A 15,249-nucleotide genomic window follows, 5' to 3' on the forward strand; every position below is an offset into this window, starting at 1 on the left:
ACGGATGAGAATGAGAAATCCCTAAGGCGTATATGAAAGAAAATGTTTCAGGTTCACATTCAGGGCGCTTTAACGCCTCGATCGAACACGAAACATGTTCCAAGCCATCACCCTGGCGGCATTGATGGGGCGGGGCGGCTGCGTAGGATGGGCGCATGCCGTTGAGCGAGCGCCTACAAAAGTGAGCCCAGGAACATGACTGCCAGAACCCTCTACGACAAACACATCGATTCCCACACAGTGTGTGCCCTGGATGACCAGGGCCATGTCCTGCTTTATATAGATCGCCAGGTGATCAACGAGTACACCAGCCCCCAGGCCTTCAGCGGCTTGCGTGAGGCCGGGCGCAACGTTTGGCGCCCGGGCACGGCGCTGGCGGTGGTCGACCATGTGAACCCGACTACGCCCAAGCGCATCGCGGCGATGCCGGATGCCGGCGGCGCGCGGCAAGTGTCTTACCTGGCGGAGAATTGCCGCGACTTCGGCATCGAACTGCTGGACATCCTCGACAAGCGCCAAGGCATCGAACACGTGGTCGCCCCGGAACAGGGCTTTATCCTGCCGGGCATGGTGATTGCCGCCGGCGACAGCCACACCACCACGTACGGCGCCCTGGGGGCCTTCGGTTTTGGCATCGGTACCTCGGAAATCGAACACCTGCTGGCTTCCCAGACCCTGGTCTACAAACGCCTGAAAACCATGCGCGTGAGCGTATACGGCGACCTGGCGCCAGGCCTGACGTCCAAGGACGTGATCATGGCGCTGATCGGCAAGATCGGCGCCTCGGGTGCCACCGGTTATGCCATTGAGTTTTGCGGCGCCACTGTCGATGCGCTGAGCGTCGAGGCGCGCATGACCCTCTGCAACATGGCGGTGGAAGCCGGGGCGCGCGGCGCGTTCATGGCGCCGGACGAAAAAGTCTTCGCCTACCTCAAGGGCAAGCCGCGCGCGCCACACGGCGCGCTGTGGGAGCAGGCGCTGGTGGGCTGGCGCTTGCTGCACTCGGATGCCAACGCGGTCTTCGACCATGAGGTGCAACTCGATGTCGCCACCCTGGAACCCATGGTCACCTGGGGCACCAGCCCCGACCAAGTCGCCCCCATCGGCGCCCGCGTGCCCGACCCGCAGGAGGTCAGCGACCTGATCCTGCGCCAGGACATGCGCCGCGCCCTCAGCTACATGGGCCTGGAAGCCGGCATGCCGTTGAGCGATATCGTCATCAGCCATGCGTTTATCGGCTCCTGCACCAACGCCCGCATCGAAGACCTGCGCGACGCCGCCCGCGTGGTGCGCGGCAAGCAGGTGGCCGAGCACGTACGGGCGATGATCGTGCCGGGCTCCACTGAAGTGCGTGACCAGGCTGAAGCCGAAGGGTTGGCAGCGATTTTTATCGACGCCGGCTTTGAATGGCGCCAGTCCGGCTGCTCGATGTGCCTGGCGATGAACGACGATGTGCTGGCCCCCGGCGATCGCTGCGCCTCCAGCACCAACCGCAACTTCGAAGGCCGCCAGGGCGCGGGCGCACGCACCCACCTGATGAGCCCGGCGATGGTTGCCGCTGCCGCCATTACCGGCCGCCTCACAGATGTCCGCCACTTTGGAGCACGCCCATGAGCTTGCAACCCTTCACTCTGGTCACCTGCAAGGCCGCGCCGATGCTGGCGGCCAATATCGACACCGATGTGATCATGCCCAAGCAGTTCCTCAAGGGCATTGACCGCAATGGCCTGGATCGGGGGCTGTTCTTCGACCTGCGCTTCCTACCGTCCGGCGAGCCCAACCCCGAGTTCGTGCTGAACCAGCCGGCCTGGCAGGGCGCACGTTTCATGGTGGTAGGGCCGAACTTCGGTTGCGGCTCCAGCCGTGAGCATGCGGTGTGGGGGCTGAAGCAAATGGGCATCCGCGCCTTGATCGGCAGCAGCTTTGCCGGGATCTTCTATGACAATTGCCAGCGTAACGGGGTGCTGTTGATCACCCTGGACGAGGCGGTGTTGCAGTCGTTGGGCAAGACTGTCAGCCAGGCGGAACAGGCGCAGATCAGTATCGACCTTGAAGTCCAGCAGATCCGCTTGGCGGATGGCCAGGTGATCCCGTTCCAGATCGATACCCTGCGCAAGACGGCGTTGTTGCTTGGCCTGGATGCCATCGGCAGTACGTTACAACGCAGCGAGCAAATCAAAGCGTTCGAACAACGCCACCTGCAAGCCAATCCCTGGCTCAACTGACACACTTAAATCCAAATGTGGGAGGGGGCTTGCCCCCGATGGCGGTGGGTCAGTCAACTTTTGAGTGACTGACACCCTGCAATCGGGGGCAAGCCCCCTCCCACATTTTTGATTGGGTTTGTGACCTCAGATTGAGAGCCCCTTGAAGTGCGCCTGCAAGAATTCCACGCAGGCGCGTAGCTTCCCGGAATAGGCAAGCCGTGTCGGGTACACCGCCCACACGTTGGCGCTCTGGGTATAACCGTGCAGCACCTGCACCAGCTGGCCTTGCTCCAGCAGCGGCTTTACATCCCACATCGAACGCAATAACACCCCGCGCCCATCCAACGCCCACTGCAACACAATTTCGCCATTGTTCGACGACAGCGGCCCCCGCACGCGCACGCTTTCCTGGGCGCCGTCGTGTTCCAGGTTCCAGATGCCAAACGCGTTGTCGCGCTCCTTGAGGACCAGGCAGTCGTGCTGCTCCAGGTCGCTCAATTGGTGCGGTGTGCCGCGTCGTTGCAGATACGCCGGGGCGGCGCATAGCACGCGACGGTTGCTCACCAGTCGACGGCCGATGTGCTGGCCGGGGATGTCGTCGCCCACGCGGATCTCCAGGTCGAAACCTTCGCTGACGATATCGACCACACGGTCGAGCAGGTCCAGGCGGATCTCCAGGTCCGGGTACTGCTCGGCCAGCAACGACAGGGCAGGCGCCACATGGTTGCGGCCAAAGCCGAACGTGCTGCAGATATGCAGGCGGCCACGCGGGCTGTCATGCGCGTCGCTGAGTTCATCGGAAAGTTGCTGGAAGTCTTCCAGGATGCGCACGGCCCAGCGCTGCACCCGTTCACCGTCTTCGGTCAGGGCGATGCGCCGGCTGGTGCGGTGCAGCAGGCGGGTGGCCAGGGTGGTTTCAAGGATCTGAATGCGCTTGCTGACATACGCAGGCGATAACCCGAGCTCATCAGCTGCCGCAGCGAAGCCGGCCTTGCGGATCACGGTCAGGAACACCCGCAGGTCTTCAGGTAGGGGCACGGTATCTTTCTTATTCGTCATCAGAAACAAGCGTGGCGGCATGAGCCGCCAGAATAGCATCGCGCTGGCCACGGCTCAGCGCAGGAAGCTCAGGACTTCGCCCAGCAACAACTCTGGGGCTTCTTCGGCGATGTAATGGCCGGCCGGCAAGGCCTTGCCGCGCACATCAGTGGCGACTTTCTGCCATTCCTTGAGCGGCTCGAAACAGCGGCCGACGGTGCCTTCGGCGCCCCACATCACCAGCAGCGGCAGGTTCAGGTGATGGCCGGCGTCGATGTCCGCCTGGTCGTGCTCAAGGTCGATACCGGCAGCGGCACGGTAGTCTTCGCAGATGCCGGTGGCGGTGCCCGGCAGTTTCAGGCAACGCAGGTATTCGGCGAAGGCTTCATCGGTGAACGGCTTGAGCCCGGCACTGCGGCTGCCCATTACGCTGCGCAGGTACAGCTGCGGGTTGCTCTCGATCAAGGCCTCCGGCAGCGGCGCCGGGCGGATCAGGAAGAACCAGTGCCAGTAGGCGCGGGCGAAGGCTTCGTCGGTTTGCGCATACATCGAGAGGGTGGGGGCGATATCCAACAGCACCATACGTTGCACGGCGGCCGCATGGTCCAGGGCCAGGCGATGGGCCACGCGGGCGCCACGGTCGTGGGCCAGCACCGAGAACTGTTCGAAGCCAAGGGCTTTCATCAGCTCCACGCTGTCGCGGGCCATTTCCCGTTTCGAATAGTTGGAGTGATCGTCGTTGGCGGGCGGTTTGCTGCTGTCGCCATAGCCGCGCAGGTCGGCAGCCACTACCGTGAAGTGTTCAGCCAGTTGCTCGGCGACTTTGTGCCAGATGACGTGGGTTTGCGGGTGCCCGTGCAACAGGAGCAGGCCGGGACCTGTACCGCCTGTGCGGTAACTGATGCTGACGCCGTTGACGTGGCACTGGTCTTTCTGGAATCCGGCGAACATGGAATGGCTCCTTGTGATGAGTGCTTGCATCCTGGAATCACGCGGCGTTCGGGGCAAGGGCGAAAGCGTGGAGGGGGTGTTCATGAAGTGTGTAGGCGCGGTGAGTGACGACTCGATCTTTCCAGCAATGGAGGTCACCTGTGGGAGCGGCGGTGCGTCGCTCCCACCGTTAATGTGTGTGGTGTGCAGCCGATCTCAGCTTTGCTTGAACCTCTCCATGGCTCGCTATCGTTCTCCTTGACGGTGGTGGCGGAGGGACGGCTTTTTCACTATAGGCCACGTATTGCGCGGCCTATAGGCAACCGACGCGGTGCTCTCCAAGCACTGGGAACGGGTCAGCGGTGTGGAGTGGGCTCCAGCAGTTGGGCGCCCGGACCGCACTCACCGAGCTTGTCGCCCTGATTGCGCAACGGACACGCCTCCATCGACAAGCACCCACAGCCAATACAGCCATTGAGTGTGTCGCGCAGCAGCGTCAGCTTGTTGATGCGCTCATCCAGGTCTTCCCGCCATAGCGCCGATAAGCGTTCCCAATCCCGGGCGTTGGGTGTGCGCCCCTCCGGCAACGCCTGCAACGCTTCGCCAATCGTTGCCAGCGGAATCCCCAGGCGCTGGGCGATCTTGATCACCACCACGCGCCGCAACACATCCCGTGGATAACGCCGTTGGTTACCGGCATTGCGATTACTCTTGATCAGCCCCTTGGTCTCGTAGAAATGCAACGCCGTGACGGCCACACCACTGCGGGCGGCGAGTTGGCCGACGGTGAGTTCCTTGTTAAGCATGAAAAACTCCCAAACAACGCTTGACCTTGACTTAACTAGAGGTTTTACCCTGCGTGGCATCGAATCGCAAGATTCTGCCTACAGAGAAAGGGGAGTGTTCATGCAGGTATCAGAGAAGAATCGCAGCTTCACTCAATTGATCGAATTTCAGATCGAGCCCCGGCAACAAAGGGCGCTGGTGGCGGCCCTGTCCACCCAAAGCGAGCGCCTGGCCCAGGGCCATGGCGGCTTTATCAATGCGAGTGTGCAGGTCAGCGACGACGGGCGCCGGGTGCTCAATTACTTGCAATGGCGCTCGCGCGAGGACGGCGAGGCGGCCTTCAAATGCTTTGAGCATGGCGAAGAAGATTTCTGGACGTTGATTCGCGCCCACCAGGCCACGGCCGTGACCTTTGGTTCGTTCCAGGTGCTGCGCAGTTTCGAGCGCAGCCATGACAACGCGCTGCATTGCCGCCTAAATGGATAGATGCAACATGCGTTCGCCCTGCACGTTTTCGCCGGGGCGGCGCTTGTTCACCGCCAGCTCGCCGATCTTGATCAGGCGCGTGCGCGTGACGTTGCGGCTCAAGCCCAGCAGGTTAGCGGTGTGTACTTGGTTGTAATGGCTGAAACGATAAGCGGCGCGTAGCAGGGCATCCTCGACTTTTTCATGCAGGGCGCCGGCCTGTTCCTCGAAGAGCTTTTGGAACGCGCGCGCCAGCAAGGCTTCGGCGCTGTTGTCGGTGCCGTGCTGGCTGTCGTCCTGGCGCTCGATGCGCATGTTCGACAGGCGCAAATCGTCGCGTTCGATCACGCCGTTGCGGCAGATCAACAGCGTGTGGTGGATCACGTTTTCCAGCTCGCGGATATTGCCCGGCCAACTGTAGCTTTTGAGCTTGTGCTCGGCCTCGCGGCTGATGGTGATCGGGCCGTAGCCCAGGCGCTGGCTGTAGGCGTCGATGAAGTGCCGGGTCAGCGGCAGGATATCGCCGGGCCGCTCGCGCAACGGGCTGAGTTCCAGGCTGACCACGTCGAGGCGGTAGTAGAGGTCCTCGCGGAAATGCCCGGCGTTGATGGCTTTTTCCAGTTGCACGTTGGTGGCGGCAAGCACGCGCACATCAATCGCAATGCTCTTGCGCGAACCCAGGCGCACGACTTCGCGTTCCTGTAGGACGCGCAGCAGCTTGACTTGGATTGCCATCGGCAAATCGCCGATCTCGTCCAGGAACAAGGTGCCGCCGTCGGCCTCTTCGAACCAGCCGGCCTTGGCGCTGAGGGCACCGGTGAAGGCGCCTTTTTCATGGCCGAACAGTTCGGCTTCCACCAACGATTCGGAGAACGCCCCGCAGTTCACCGCCACGAACGGCCGGTTGCGTCGCGCGCTGAGGTTGTGAATATGCCGTGCCACCAGCTCTTTACCGGTCCCGGTCTCGCCGATGATCAGCACGCTGGCTTCGCTGGGCGCCACTTGCTGGATGTGGTCGAGCAGCGCCTGGGATTTGGGGTCTTCGAAGACCTGGGCCGTGGCGCGGATCGACGTCGCGAGGGCGGGCGAGGGCGGTAGGGTCAAAAGCTGCATGGGCACCTCTCTTAGGAATAGAACGTCGGAATCGGCAGGGATTGGTTCAACGCCCAATCCCCCAGTTCATGGAGCTTGTAGTCCACCGGGTCGTGCAGGGTTTGCGTGCGCAGGTTGCGCCAATGACGGTCCAGGCGCAGCGATGCATGGGTTGCGCGCGCGCCAGTGACTTCGAACAGACGGCTGCACAGGTCCAGGCCTTGGCGGGTCGCGGCAACTTTGGCGGTGGCGATGGCGATAGCCAGTTGGCCGCGCTCGCTTTCGCTGAGGTTCGGGCCCTTCGCCCAGGCGTGGTCGAGCAACTCGGCAGCGCGTTCCACCAACAGGCGCACACCTTCCAGGGCGACCCAGAATTCGCCGTAGTGGTGCAGCACGTAAGGGTCCTGGCGCACGTCTTCGGCGCTGGACTTATGCCACGAGCGGGTCTCGGTGAGCGTGTAGTTGCGCGCTTCTTCGAAAGCGCCTTCGGCAATACCGAGGAACATATGCGTGAACGTCAACTGCGCGATCAACGGGCGCAGGCAGGCGAAAGGTGTGCTCAGCGGGCCTGGGTCGAGCAGCAGTTCCGATTCTTCGACGCGTACCCGCTCGAAGCTGGCGCTGCCGCTGTCGGTCTGGCGCTGGCCAATATTGTTCCAGTCGTTGTGCAAAGTGATGCCGCTGCGACCGCTGGGGATGGCCGCGATCAGCAGCTTGCCGCCGGCGGTTTCATCCACCGCCGAGGCGATCAGCATTTCCGAGTCACTGGCGCCGGAGCAGAAGCTCTTTTTGCCGGAGAACTCGCGCCAGCCGCCGAAATCCTTGACCACCGTGCGCGTGTCCAGTGGGTTGAGGGCGTTGCCCCAGAACCAGTTTTTGCGTGCGGTCTGTTCGAACCAGGGTTGCCATTGGTCCGGGCGCGAAAACAGGCGCACGGTGGCGAGCATCAGGTGGTGAAAACCGAAGACATGCGCAATGGAACTGTCGACCTTGGCGAACTCGCGCACGATGCCCAAGGTGTCGCTCCAGCGTGCGCCGAGCCCGCCGTATTGGGTGGGAATACTCAGGGCCAGCAGGCCGCTCTGGCGCAGGGCATCGCGTTCGGCTTTGGGCGTGCCTGCGCGCTCGTCACGTTCGACGGCGGTGAGGGCGAATTCAGCGGCCAGCAGTTTGGCGGTCTGCAAAGGAGACGGCAGGACGCTGTGGGGGGTGGCTGTCACGCGGTGTTCCTCAATGATTTGGCCGATCTCATTGCATTCAGGCCTTTGTTGTTGGCAACACATCGTTGGCGATCATTTCGCCGAACGGGCCAGTGAGGTTGGTAATACCGCGCCCAGCAAGGCTGGCATAGGGTTCCGGTAGCAGTGGGAACACCAACTCGGCAAAGCGATAAGCCTCTTCCAGGTGCGGGTAGCCGGAGAAAATGAAGCTTTCGATGCCCAGATTGGCGTATTCCTTGATGCGCTCGGCGACTTGTTGCGGGTTGCCGACCAACGCGGTACCGGCACCGCCGCGCACCAGGCCGACGCCGGCCCACAGGTTGGGGGCGATTTCCAGGTTGTCGCGGCGCCCGTCGTGCAGGGCGGCCATGCGGCGCTGGCCTTCGGAATCAAAACGCGAGAAGGATTTTTGCGCGGCGGCGATGGTGTCGTCGCTGATGTGCTCGATCAGCTTGTCGGCGGCTTTCCAAGCCTCTTCTTCGGTCTCGCGCACGATCACATGCAGACGGATGCCGAACTTCACGGTGCGCCCGCGGCGTGCGGCGCGCTCGCGGACATCCGCGAGTTTTTCCGCAACGGCGGCGGGCGGTTCGCCCCAGGTCAGGTATACATCGACCTGCTCGGCGGCGAGATCGTGGGCGGCGTCAGAGGACCCGCCGAAATACAGCGGTGGATAAGGCTTCTGCACCGGGGGGTAAAGCGCCTTGGCATTCTGTACACGCAGGTGTTTGCCTTCGAAATCCACCGATTCGCCCTGCAACACGCGGCGCCATATCTGTAGGAATTCGTCGGAGACTTCGTAACGTTCACTGTGATCGAGGAAGCTACCATCGCCACGGTTTTCGTCAGGGTCACCGCCGGTAACCACGTTGATCAGCAGACGACCATTGGACAGGCGATCAAGGGTCGCCGCCATGCGCGCCGAGACCGTGGGCGAGATGATGCCCGGACGAATCGCCACCAGGTAACGCAGGTGCTCGGTCAGCGGCACCAGCGCCGAGGCGATCACCCAAGAGTCTTCGCACGAGCGCCCGGTCGGAATCAATACGCCGTAGTAACCCAGGCTGTCAGCGGCCTGGGCGACTTGCTTGAGGTAATTGAGAGTGACTGGCCGTGCACCTTGGGTCGTGCCCAGGTAATGACCGTCGCCGTGAGTGGGCAGAAACCAGAAAACATCCATGACAAATCCTTACGCAATTTTCAGCAGAGAGGGGGAGTGCGCAGCGAACAAAGGCGCTGCACGTTCTGCCGCGAGTTGAATACGGGCTTTTAAGAGTTCGCTGGTTATCTGGTAGTCGGTGAAGTCAGCCTCGGTGGCGTAGACGCCGATCGGCAGGGTCAGCGCCTGGAAGAAGCTGAACAGCGGTCGTAACTGATGATCGAGGACCAGTGCGTGGCGTTCGCTGCCGCCGGTGGCTGCGAGCAATACCGGTGTGTTGATCAGCGCATTGAGGCCGATCAGGTCGAACAAATGCTTGAGCAAGCCTGGGTAGGACCCGCGATAGACCGGTGCGGCGACGATCAGTAGGTCGGCCTGTTCGATTGCCAACAGTTGCGCTTCGACTTCAGTGGGCAGTTCATCGCGCGACAGTGCGCCGCCCAGCGGCCGGGCGATGTCGCCCAATTCGATCAGGGTGGTCTGGATCGGCAGCAACGTGGCCAGTTCAGCCAGCACAGCCTGGGTCAGCACCAGGGTGCGGGACGGACGCCAGGTTCCGCCGGAGAGGGCAACGACATTCAGTGGACGTGTCATGAACAGTTCCTTTTTCAACAGTGGTTCATAGCAGGTGGGTTGCAACCTGTTGAGCAAGAGCTGTACCAACGGGTGCAGGCCTTGATTGGCGTGGGTTGCAGGCTCACTGCTGAAAACTGCTGCTGTTGGCTGCCTGGTGATTTGTTGAATGGCTGTTGGGTGAGCAACAGTTGCGTGGGCAACAGTGCCGTCGCTGTGTAGCGACATTTATAGAGGGTTAGTTTTATTCCGTAAATGAACGTATTTCCATATTTATAGATCGTAAAGAAATATAAAGGTGGAGCTATCGAAGGTGCTTAAGCGGTTGATAGCAACTATCACGGGAGGTGATTTTTCACCGTGCAGGGGCGGGAGTAGCCTGTGTTCATTGACTCGAAACCTCCTTTGCAGGGCTACCGCCATGAACCGATTCCTCGCTGTTTCCTTATTGATTGTCAGCTCCGTCCTTGCCGGATGTGCGAACCATCCTTCACCTGAATTGCGTCCCTACACGGCGGAAGAAACCAAACAGTTGGCCCTGGAAGCATTGAGCCGCCGTGGTTTGTCGTTTGATGAATACCAACAGCAGCGCGCCGCACTGACCGGCCAGCCACAGAAACCCTTCGGCTTTGATCGCCAAGGTGAAATGAATGCCGAGCGCAGCGTGACCTTGCACGGTCGTCCGAGTTGAGTTCGCGCCTGGCGACAAAAAGCCCGAGGTTTCCCTTAAGAAACCTCGGGCTTTTTGTTTGCCATTGGGCGACTTCAGCCTGTTAAGCTGAATTTCAGGAGCGTTCCTACGCACATTTACATAAAGTGGTCCTTCTTTAATGGCATTCGATCGGTTAAACCTGAGAACCTCTGTCCCGGTCCGTGCCCCTGAGACGCTGCTCTCGGGAACCTGCTCTGCGAGTTTCTAACGTCATGAATAAACGTCCGCTGTATTTCGACTACGCCGCCACCACACCGGTGGATGAGCGGGTCATCCAGGTGATGGTCGAGTGCCTGGGCTTCAATGCCAATTTCGGTAACCCCGCGTCCAGTTCCCATGCGTTCGGCCAAGCAGCCCGGCAAACGGTTGAACAGGCGCGTCGCCAGGTGGCCGAGCTGGTCGGTGCCCAACCTGAACAAATCGTCTGGACCTCCGGCGCCACGGAATCCAACAACCTTGCGATCAAGGGCGTGGCCCAGGCGCGGGGCGTGGCGGGTGGGCATATCATCACCAGCCAGATCGAACACAAGGCCACCCTGGATACCGCGCGGCAACTGCAGGAAGCTGGCGTAGCCGTGACCTACCTGGTGCCGGATGCCGATGGGTTGATCAGCGTCGAGGCGGTCAGCGAAGCGCTGCGCGAGGACACCTTCCTGGTGTCGCTGATGCTGGTGAATAACGAGCTTGGCACCCTCAACGACATCCCGGCCATTGGCGCTCGCGTGCGTGAACACGGCGCGTTGCTGCATGTGGATGCGGCGCAGGGCGCGGGCAAGGTGGCGATCGACCTGGCGCAGTGGCCGGTGGATCTGATGTCGTTTTCGGCGCACAAGCTGTATGGCCCCAAGGGTATCGGCGCCTTGTATGTCGGGCCACGGGCGCAGCAGAAAGTCTTGGCGCAGATTCACGGCGGCGGTCACGAAGGCGGCCTGCGCTCCGGCACGTTGGCGACTCATCAGATTGCCGGCATGGGCACCGCGTTCGCCTTGGCGGCGGCGTCGTTCGCTGAAGAAAAAGCCGTGATCGTTGCCTTGCGCCAGCGCCTGCTTGATCAGTTGGAATCGATTGCCGGCGTGCGCCTCAATGGCAGCGCTACACAACGTATTCCACACACCCTGAGCCTCACCTTCAGTGAAGGCGAATTCAATGCCGCTGCGTTGAGTGCGGGGATCGCGTTTTCCGCGACGTCCGCCTGCAATTCGGCGAGCAATACGCCGTCTCATGTGTTGCTTGCCTTGGGCCATGATGCACGCAGCGCCGGCCGTACCATTCGCTTGAGCCTGGGCCGGTTTACCACCGAGCAGGATATCGATCAGGCTGTGCAGTTGATCAAAGCGACCCTTGCCAGTGCACCGGCGTTCTGGGCGGTCTGATTCATTTATCGCAACACATAATAATTATTCGTGGTTAGCAGGAGACACAATGAGTACGCAGCCCTTGACCCATGGAACGGTACCCCAGCGCCTGGCGCATACCCGTGAACTGATGAGCCGCGAGGGCATTCACGCCCTGCTGGTGCCGTCGGCCGACCCGCACTTGTCCGAATACTTGCCGGGTTACTGGCAGGGGCGGCAATGGTTGTCGGGCTTTCATGGTTCGGTGGGGACATTGATTGTCACCGCGGACTTCGCCGGTGTGTGGGCCGATAGCCGCTACTGGGAACAGGCGAGCAAGGAGCTGAAGGGCAGCGGCATCGAATTGGTCAAGCTGCAGCCGGGTCAACCCGGTCCGCTGGAATGGCTGGCCGAGCAAACGCCGGAAGGGGGTGTCGTTGCGGTCGACGGTGCGGTGATGGCCGTGGCCTCGGCGCGCACTCTAGGCGGCAAGTTGGCGGAGCGTGGTGCGCGCTTGCGTACTGATATCGATCTTCTGGATGAAGTCTGGCGAGACCGCCCGGCGTTGCCGAACCAACCGATCTATCAGCACCTGCCACCGCAAGCCACCGTCAGCCGTGGTGAAAAACTCGCCTCACTGCGCGCCGCCTTGAAAGAGAAGGGCGCCGATTGGCACTTCATCGCCACCCTGGATGACATCGCCTGGCTGTTCAACCTGCGCGGCGGAGACGTTTCGTTCAACCCGGTGTTTGTGTCCTTTGCCTTGATCAATCAGCAGCAGGCCACGCTGTTTGTGGCGCTGAGCAAAGTCGATGCGCAACTGCGGGGCGTGCTGGAGCAAGATGGCGTGACGCTGCGCGACTACAGCGAAGTGGCTGGCGCATTGCGCGCGGTACCGGCAGGCGCCAGTTTGCAGGTCGACCCGGCTCGCGTCACTGCGGGCTTGCTGGAAAACCTCGATGCGGGCGTCAAGCTGGTCGAAGGACTCAACCCGACGACATTGGCCAAGTCCCGCAAGAGCCTGGCCGATGCGGAGCATATCCGCCAAGCAATGGAGCAGGATGGCGCGGCGCTGTGCGAATTTTTCGCTTGGCTGGACAGTGCACTGGGCCGCGAGCGCATCACCGAGCTGACCATTGACGAGCACCTGACTGCGGCACGCACCCGTCGCCCCGGTTATGTGTCGCTGAGTTTCAACACCATCGCCGCATATAACGCCAATGGCGCGATGCCGCATTATCACGCCACTGAAGAAGAACATGCGCTGATCGAAGGTGATGGCCTGTTGCTGATCGATTCAGGTGGCCAGTACCTGGGCGGCACCACGGATATCACGCGGATGGTGCCTATCGGTACGCCGAGTGACGAGCAGAAGCGTGATTGCACCCGCGTACTCAAGGGCGTGATCGCCTTGTCCCGTGCACATTTCCCGAAGGGAATTCTGTCGCCGCTGCTGGACGCCATTGCCCGCGCGCCGATCTGGGCTGAAGGCGTGGACTACGGCCACGGTACCGGGCATGGCGTAGGCTATTTCCTCAATGTGCATGAAGGTCCGCAGGTGATTGCCTATCAGGCCGCCACCGCGCCGCAAACGGCCATGCAGCCGGGGATGATCACCTCCATCGAGCCGGGCACTTACCGTCCGGGCCGTTGGGGCGTGCGCATCGAGAACCTGGTGCTGAACCGCGAAGCGGGCGAGACCGAGTTCGGTGAGTTTCTCAAGTTCGAAACCCTGACCTTGTGTCCGATCGATACCCGTTGCCTGGAACCGTCGCTGCTGACGGCGGATGAGCGTGAGTGGTTCAACGCTTACCACGCGCACGTGCGTGAGCGTTTGAGCCCGTTGCTCAGCGGTGCCGCGCTGGAGTGGTTGCAGGTACGCACTGCCGCTATCTGATCGGCTGCAGTTCAGGAGCCTGGGCGAGGGCGTCGGCCATAGAGTCGACGCCCTCGCCTGGGGCCGGCTGTCGCCGATACCGCATGGATTGGCGTCAATGAAGGGCCGAATGTGTATCTGGCGTTTAATAGGAGCAGTCAGGGAGACTGCTCGAGCGATTACTTGCAGATGACGATCATGCTGCGGCTGGTGTAGCCCGCAGGGTTGAGGCCGAAGGGGTAATCCCCTGGTTCCTCGGAGTTGTCACCGGACTTTGCGATTACCCGGTAGCCCTTGGCGCCGCAGGAGTTGGTTGCACTGGTGTAGCACTGGTCCCAGGAAGAGGACAGGCCGGAACAGTTGATATGCAGCCCTTTTTTGCCACGTTTTACTTCTGTCTTGGTGGTCGCGGCGCAGCCAGCAATGGCCATGACCATTAACAGTATCAAAATTCGCTTCATTCCTATCCTTAATAGCCGCCTCGCAATGTTAGAGGCAGGCTCTACTCGCTCTCGGGTGTAGCGTTCGCGCTGTCCTTGTCGAAACTCTCCATGAATGACATTCGTTTGCGGCTTAAACATGGCCTAAATGCGTGCTAAATGCCAGAGCTACATTCAAACAGAATTCAATCCGCGGGAACCAACGGCTTTGACTCGCTGCGCATCGTCACTGTGGCACCTACGGAGGCCAGAATGATGCAGGTGATTGCCAGCCACTGCGCGATGGATAAGTGCTCATGTAGGAATAGCAGGCCGGAAACAGCTCCGAAAGCGGGTTCGATGCTCATCAGCGTGCCGAAGGTGCGGGCGGGGAGGCGCGTCAGTGCCACCATTTCCAACGTGTAAGGCAGAGCCGTGGACAGAATGGCGACGCCGATCGCGACCGGGATCAAGGCAGGCGTCAGCAATGCGCTGCCCGCATGGACGATGCCGATAGGCGCGACGAACAATGCGGCGATCATCACGCCAAGAGCGGCGGTCTGGACGCCGTTGTCATTACCGGCTTTCTGCCCATATAGAATGTAGAGCGCCCAGCAGACACCAGCCCCCAACGCGTAACCAGCACCGAGCAAGTCGATGCCACTGCTGGCTTCCCCCATGGGGATGAGGAGGAGAAGGCCGATAATTGCGAGGACAATCCACAGGAAGTCTACTGCGCGTCGAGAGGCATAGATGGCTACGGCAAGCGGCCCGGTAAATTCGAGGGCGACCGCAATACCCAGAGGCACGCTGCGCAAGGACATATAGAAGAGGAAGTTCATGCCACCCAGTGCCATCCCATAAACGATGACGGTGCGCAGGGATTTGGCCGTCAGCTTGGCGCGCCAAGGACGTAGGAGAAGCAGCATGATAACGCTGGCGAAAATCAGACGCAGGGCTGTGGTGCCTTGTGCGCCGACGATAGGAAACATGCTCTTGGCCAGCGAGGCGCCGGACTGGATGGAAGCCATGGCGATCAACAGCAGGCCGACGGGGAACAATGTCGAGGCCAGGCTGCGGGGGGAGGTGGTCATTGGAAGTGTTTGTCCGAGGTCATATTGATAGAAGCGTGGGCGCTATGATGCTTAAGTGTTTGCTGTTGAGCAATATAGTGCTCAATTATCCTTTCCGACACCCTCTAAGGGGCCATGTTGGCGGTTTTCAGGTCCTTTGATAGAAAAAGCAAATTAAGGGTTGACGGCAGATTCTGGAAGTCTATAATTCGCCCCACTTCCGGCGCAGTCGAAACGGAAAAATCCTTGGTAAACAAAGAGTTACGCAGAATTCGACAGCGAGTTGCTTCAGTTCATCGAAGCCCAGAAGGAGTTGGTAGAGCGGTGTTGTTTGGCTCTATTAACGTTTCGATCCTCTCGGTCGA

General features: G+C 61.0%; 15 protein-coding genes. 6 read left to right on the forward strand and 9 right to left on the reverse strand.

Features of this window, described 5'->3' with window-relative positions; translation table 11 throughout:
• Positions 1–195: 195 nt before the first annotated feature.
• Both leuC and leuD read left to right on the forward strand, forming a co-directional pair.
• Complete coding sequence (gene leuC / locus BM403_RS29685; protein ID WP_093546677.1) at positions 196–1,614, forward strand: 3-isopropylmalate dehydratase large subunit; 1,419 nt, start codon at positions 196–198, stop codon at positions 1,612–1,614.
• Positions 1,611–2,225, forward strand: a complete 615-nt coding sequence (gene leuD / locus BM403_RS29690) for a 3-isopropylmalate dehydratase small subunit (protein ID WP_093546680.1) — start codon at positions 1,611–1,613, stop codon at positions 2,223–2,225. Before leuC ends, leuD begins: the two co-directional genes overlap by 4 nt.
• Positions 2,226–2,351: 126 nt before the next feature.
• Here the strand turns inward: leuD and BM403_RS29695 are convergent, their stop codons facing one another.
• The 3 genes from BM403_RS29695 to soxR all read right to left on the reverse strand — a co-directional run bounded on the left by BM403_RS29695 (position 2,352) and on the right by soxR (position 4,981).
• On the reverse strand, positions 2,352–3,266 hold the full coding sequence (locus tag BM403_RS29695; protein ID WP_218189873.1) for a LysR substrate-binding domain-containing protein: 915 nt from the start codon (positions 3,264–3,266) through the stop codon (positions 2,352–2,354).
• Positions 3,267–3,320: 54 nt separating this feature from the next.
• Positions 3,321–4,196, reverse strand: a complete 876-nt coding sequence (locus BM403_RS29700) for an alpha/beta fold hydrolase (RefSeq protein WP_046036540.1) — start codon at positions 4,194–4,196, stop codon at positions 3,321–3,323.
• Between the two features lie 335 nt (positions 4,197–4,531).
• Complete coding sequence (gene soxR, locus BM403_RS29710; protein WP_012723299.1) at positions 4,532–4,981, reverse strand: redox-sensitive transcriptional activator SoxR; 450 nt, start codon at positions 4,979–4,981, stop codon at positions 4,532–4,534.
• A gap of 100 nt (positions 4,982–5,081) precedes the next feature.
• On the opposite strand from soxR, the gene BM403_RS29715 reads away from it, so the two are divergent.
• A complete protein-coding gene (locus BM403_RS29715; RefSeq protein ID WP_046036543.1) occupies positions 5,082–5,447 on the forward strand; it encodes an antibiotic biosynthesis monooxygenase in 366 nt (121 codons plus the stop codon).
• Here BM403_RS29715 and BM403_RS29720 read toward each other — a convergent pair.
• From BM403_RS29720 to msuE, 4 genes are read right to left on the reverse strand one after another with little or no spacing between them, the layout of a single operon-like run.
• Positions 5,436–6,539 (reverse strand): sigma-54 interaction domain-containing protein, encoded by a 1,104-nt coding sequence (locus BM403_RS29720; RefSeq protein ID WP_012723301.1) that lies wholly within the window; start codon positions 6,537–6,539, stop codon positions 5,436–5,438. The two genes, BM403_RS29715 and BM403_RS29720, sit on opposite strands and share 12 nt — an antisense overlap.
• An 11-nt stretch (positions 6,540–6,550) precedes the next feature.
• Positions 6,551–7,738: an acyl-CoA dehydrogenase family protein gene (locus BM403_RS29725; RefSeq protein WP_046036546.1), complete on the reverse strand. Its 1,188-nt coding sequence runs from the start codon at positions 7,736–7,738 to the stop codon at positions 6,551–6,553.
• A gap of 37 nt (positions 7,739–7,775) precedes the next feature.
• Positions 7,776–8,918, reverse strand: coding sequence for an FMNH2-dependent alkanesulfonate monooxygenase (gene ssuD / locus BM403_RS29730; protein ID WP_093546687.1), 1,143 nt, complete (start codon positions 8,916–8,918; stop codon positions 7,776–7,778).
• 9 nt (positions 8,919–8,927) lie between these two features.
• Positions 8,928–9,491 carry an FMN reductase gene (msuE, locus tag BM403_RS29735; protein WP_093546696.1) on the reverse strand — a complete coding sequence of 188 codons (564 nt, stop codon included), beginning with the start codon at positions 9,489–9,491 and terminating at the stop codon, positions 8,928–8,930.
• Between the two features lie 400 nt (positions 9,492–9,891).
• Between msuE and BM403_RS29740 the strand changes: the two genes are divergently transcribed.
• The 3 genes from BM403_RS29740 to BM403_RS29750 all read left to right on the forward strand — a co-directional run bounded on the left by BM403_RS29740 (position 9,892) and on the right by BM403_RS29750 (position 13,413).
• Complete coding sequence (locus tag BM403_RS29740) at positions 9,892–10,161, forward strand: hypothetical protein (protein WP_064052260.1); 270 nt, start codon at positions 9,892–9,894, stop codon at positions 10,159–10,161.
• A gap of 233 nt (positions 10,162–10,394) precedes the next feature.
• Positions 10,395–11,555, forward strand: a complete 1,161-nt coding sequence (locus tag BM403_RS29745) for a cysteine desulfurase family protein (protein WP_012723305.1) — start codon at positions 10,395–10,397, stop codon at positions 11,553–11,555.
• 49 nt (positions 11,556–11,604) lie between these two features.
• Entirely contained in the window at positions 11,605–13,413 is a 1,809-nt protein-coding gene (locus BM403_RS29750; protein ID WP_046036545.1) for an aminopeptidase P family protein, read from the forward strand.
• A gap of 158 nt (positions 13,414–13,571) precedes the next feature.
• On the opposite strand, the gene BM403_RS29755 is transcribed toward BM403_RS29750, so the two are convergent.
• Complete coding sequence (locus tag BM403_RS29755) at positions 13,572–13,853, reverse strand: hypothetical protein (RefSeq protein ID WP_016980214.1); 282 nt, start codon at positions 13,851–13,853, stop codon at positions 13,572–13,574.
• Positions 13,854–14,017: 164 nt separating this feature from the next.
• Positions 14,018–14,905 (reverse strand): threonine/homoserine exporter RhtA, encoded by an 888-nt coding sequence (gene rhtA / locus BM403_RS29760; protein ID WP_012723308.1) that lies wholly within the window; start codon positions 14,903–14,905, stop codon positions 14,018–14,020.
• Between the last annotated feature and the right edge of the window lie 344 nt (positions 14,906–15,249).

It is taken from the genome of Pseudomonas sp. OV546, from assembly GCF_900116845.1.
Classification (GTDB): domain Bacteria; phylum Pseudomonadota; class Gammaproteobacteria; order Pseudomonadales; family Pseudomonadaceae; genus Aquipseudomonas; species Aquipseudomonas petroselini.

Coding starts and splice junctions, on each gene's coding strand:
- leuC (WP_093546677.1), top strand. CDS start 196: ATGACTGCCAGAACCCTCTACGACAAACACATCGATTCCCACACAGTG.
- leuD (WP_093546680.1), top strand. CDS start 1,611: ATGAGCTTGCAACCCTTCACTCTGGTCACCTGCAAGGCCGCGCCGATG.
- BM403_RS29695 (WP_218189873.1), bottom strand. CDS start 3,266: ATGACGAATAAGAAAGATACCGTGCCCCTACCTGAAGACCTGCGGGTG.
- BM403_RS29700 (WP_046036540.1), bottom strand. CDS start 4,196: ATGTTCGCCGGATTCCAGAAAGACCAGTGCCACGTCAACGGCGTCAGC.
- soxR (WP_012723299.1), bottom strand. CDS start 4,981: ATGCTTAACAAGGAACTCACCGTCGGCCAACTCGCCGCCCGCAGTGGT.
- BM403_RS29715 (WP_046036543.1), top strand. CDS start 5,082: ATGCAGGTATCAGAGAAGAATCGCAGCTTCACTCAATTGATCGAATTT.
- BM403_RS29720 (WP_012723301.1), bottom strand. CDS start 6,539: ATGCAGCTTTTGACCCTACCGCCCTCGCCCGCCCTCGCGACGTCGATC.
- ssuD (WP_093546687.1), bottom strand. CDS start 8,918: ATGGATGTTTTCTGGTTTCTGCCCACTCACGGCGACGGTCATTACCTG.
- msuE (WP_093546696.1), bottom strand. CDS start 9,491: ATGACACGTCCACTGAATGTCGTTGCCCTCTCCGGCGGAACCTGGCGT.
- BM403_RS29740 (WP_064052260.1), top strand. CDS start 9,892: ATGAACCGATTCCTCGCTGTTTCCTTATTGATTGTCAGCTCCGTCCTT.
- BM403_RS29745 (WP_012723305.1), top strand. CDS start 10,395: ATGAATAAACGTCCGCTGTATTTCGACTACGCCGCCACCACACCGGTG.
- BM403_RS29750 (WP_046036545.1), top strand. CDS start 11,605: ATGAGTACGCAGCCCTTGACCCATGGAACGGTACCCCAGCGCCTGGCG.
- BM403_RS29755 (WP_016980214.1), bottom strand. CDS start 13,853: ATGAAGCGAATTTTGATACTGTTAATGGTCATGGCCATTGCTGGCTGC.
- rhtA (WP_012723308.1), bottom strand. CDS start 14,905: ATGACCACCTCCCCCCGCAGCCTGGCCTCGACATTGTTCCCCGTCGGC.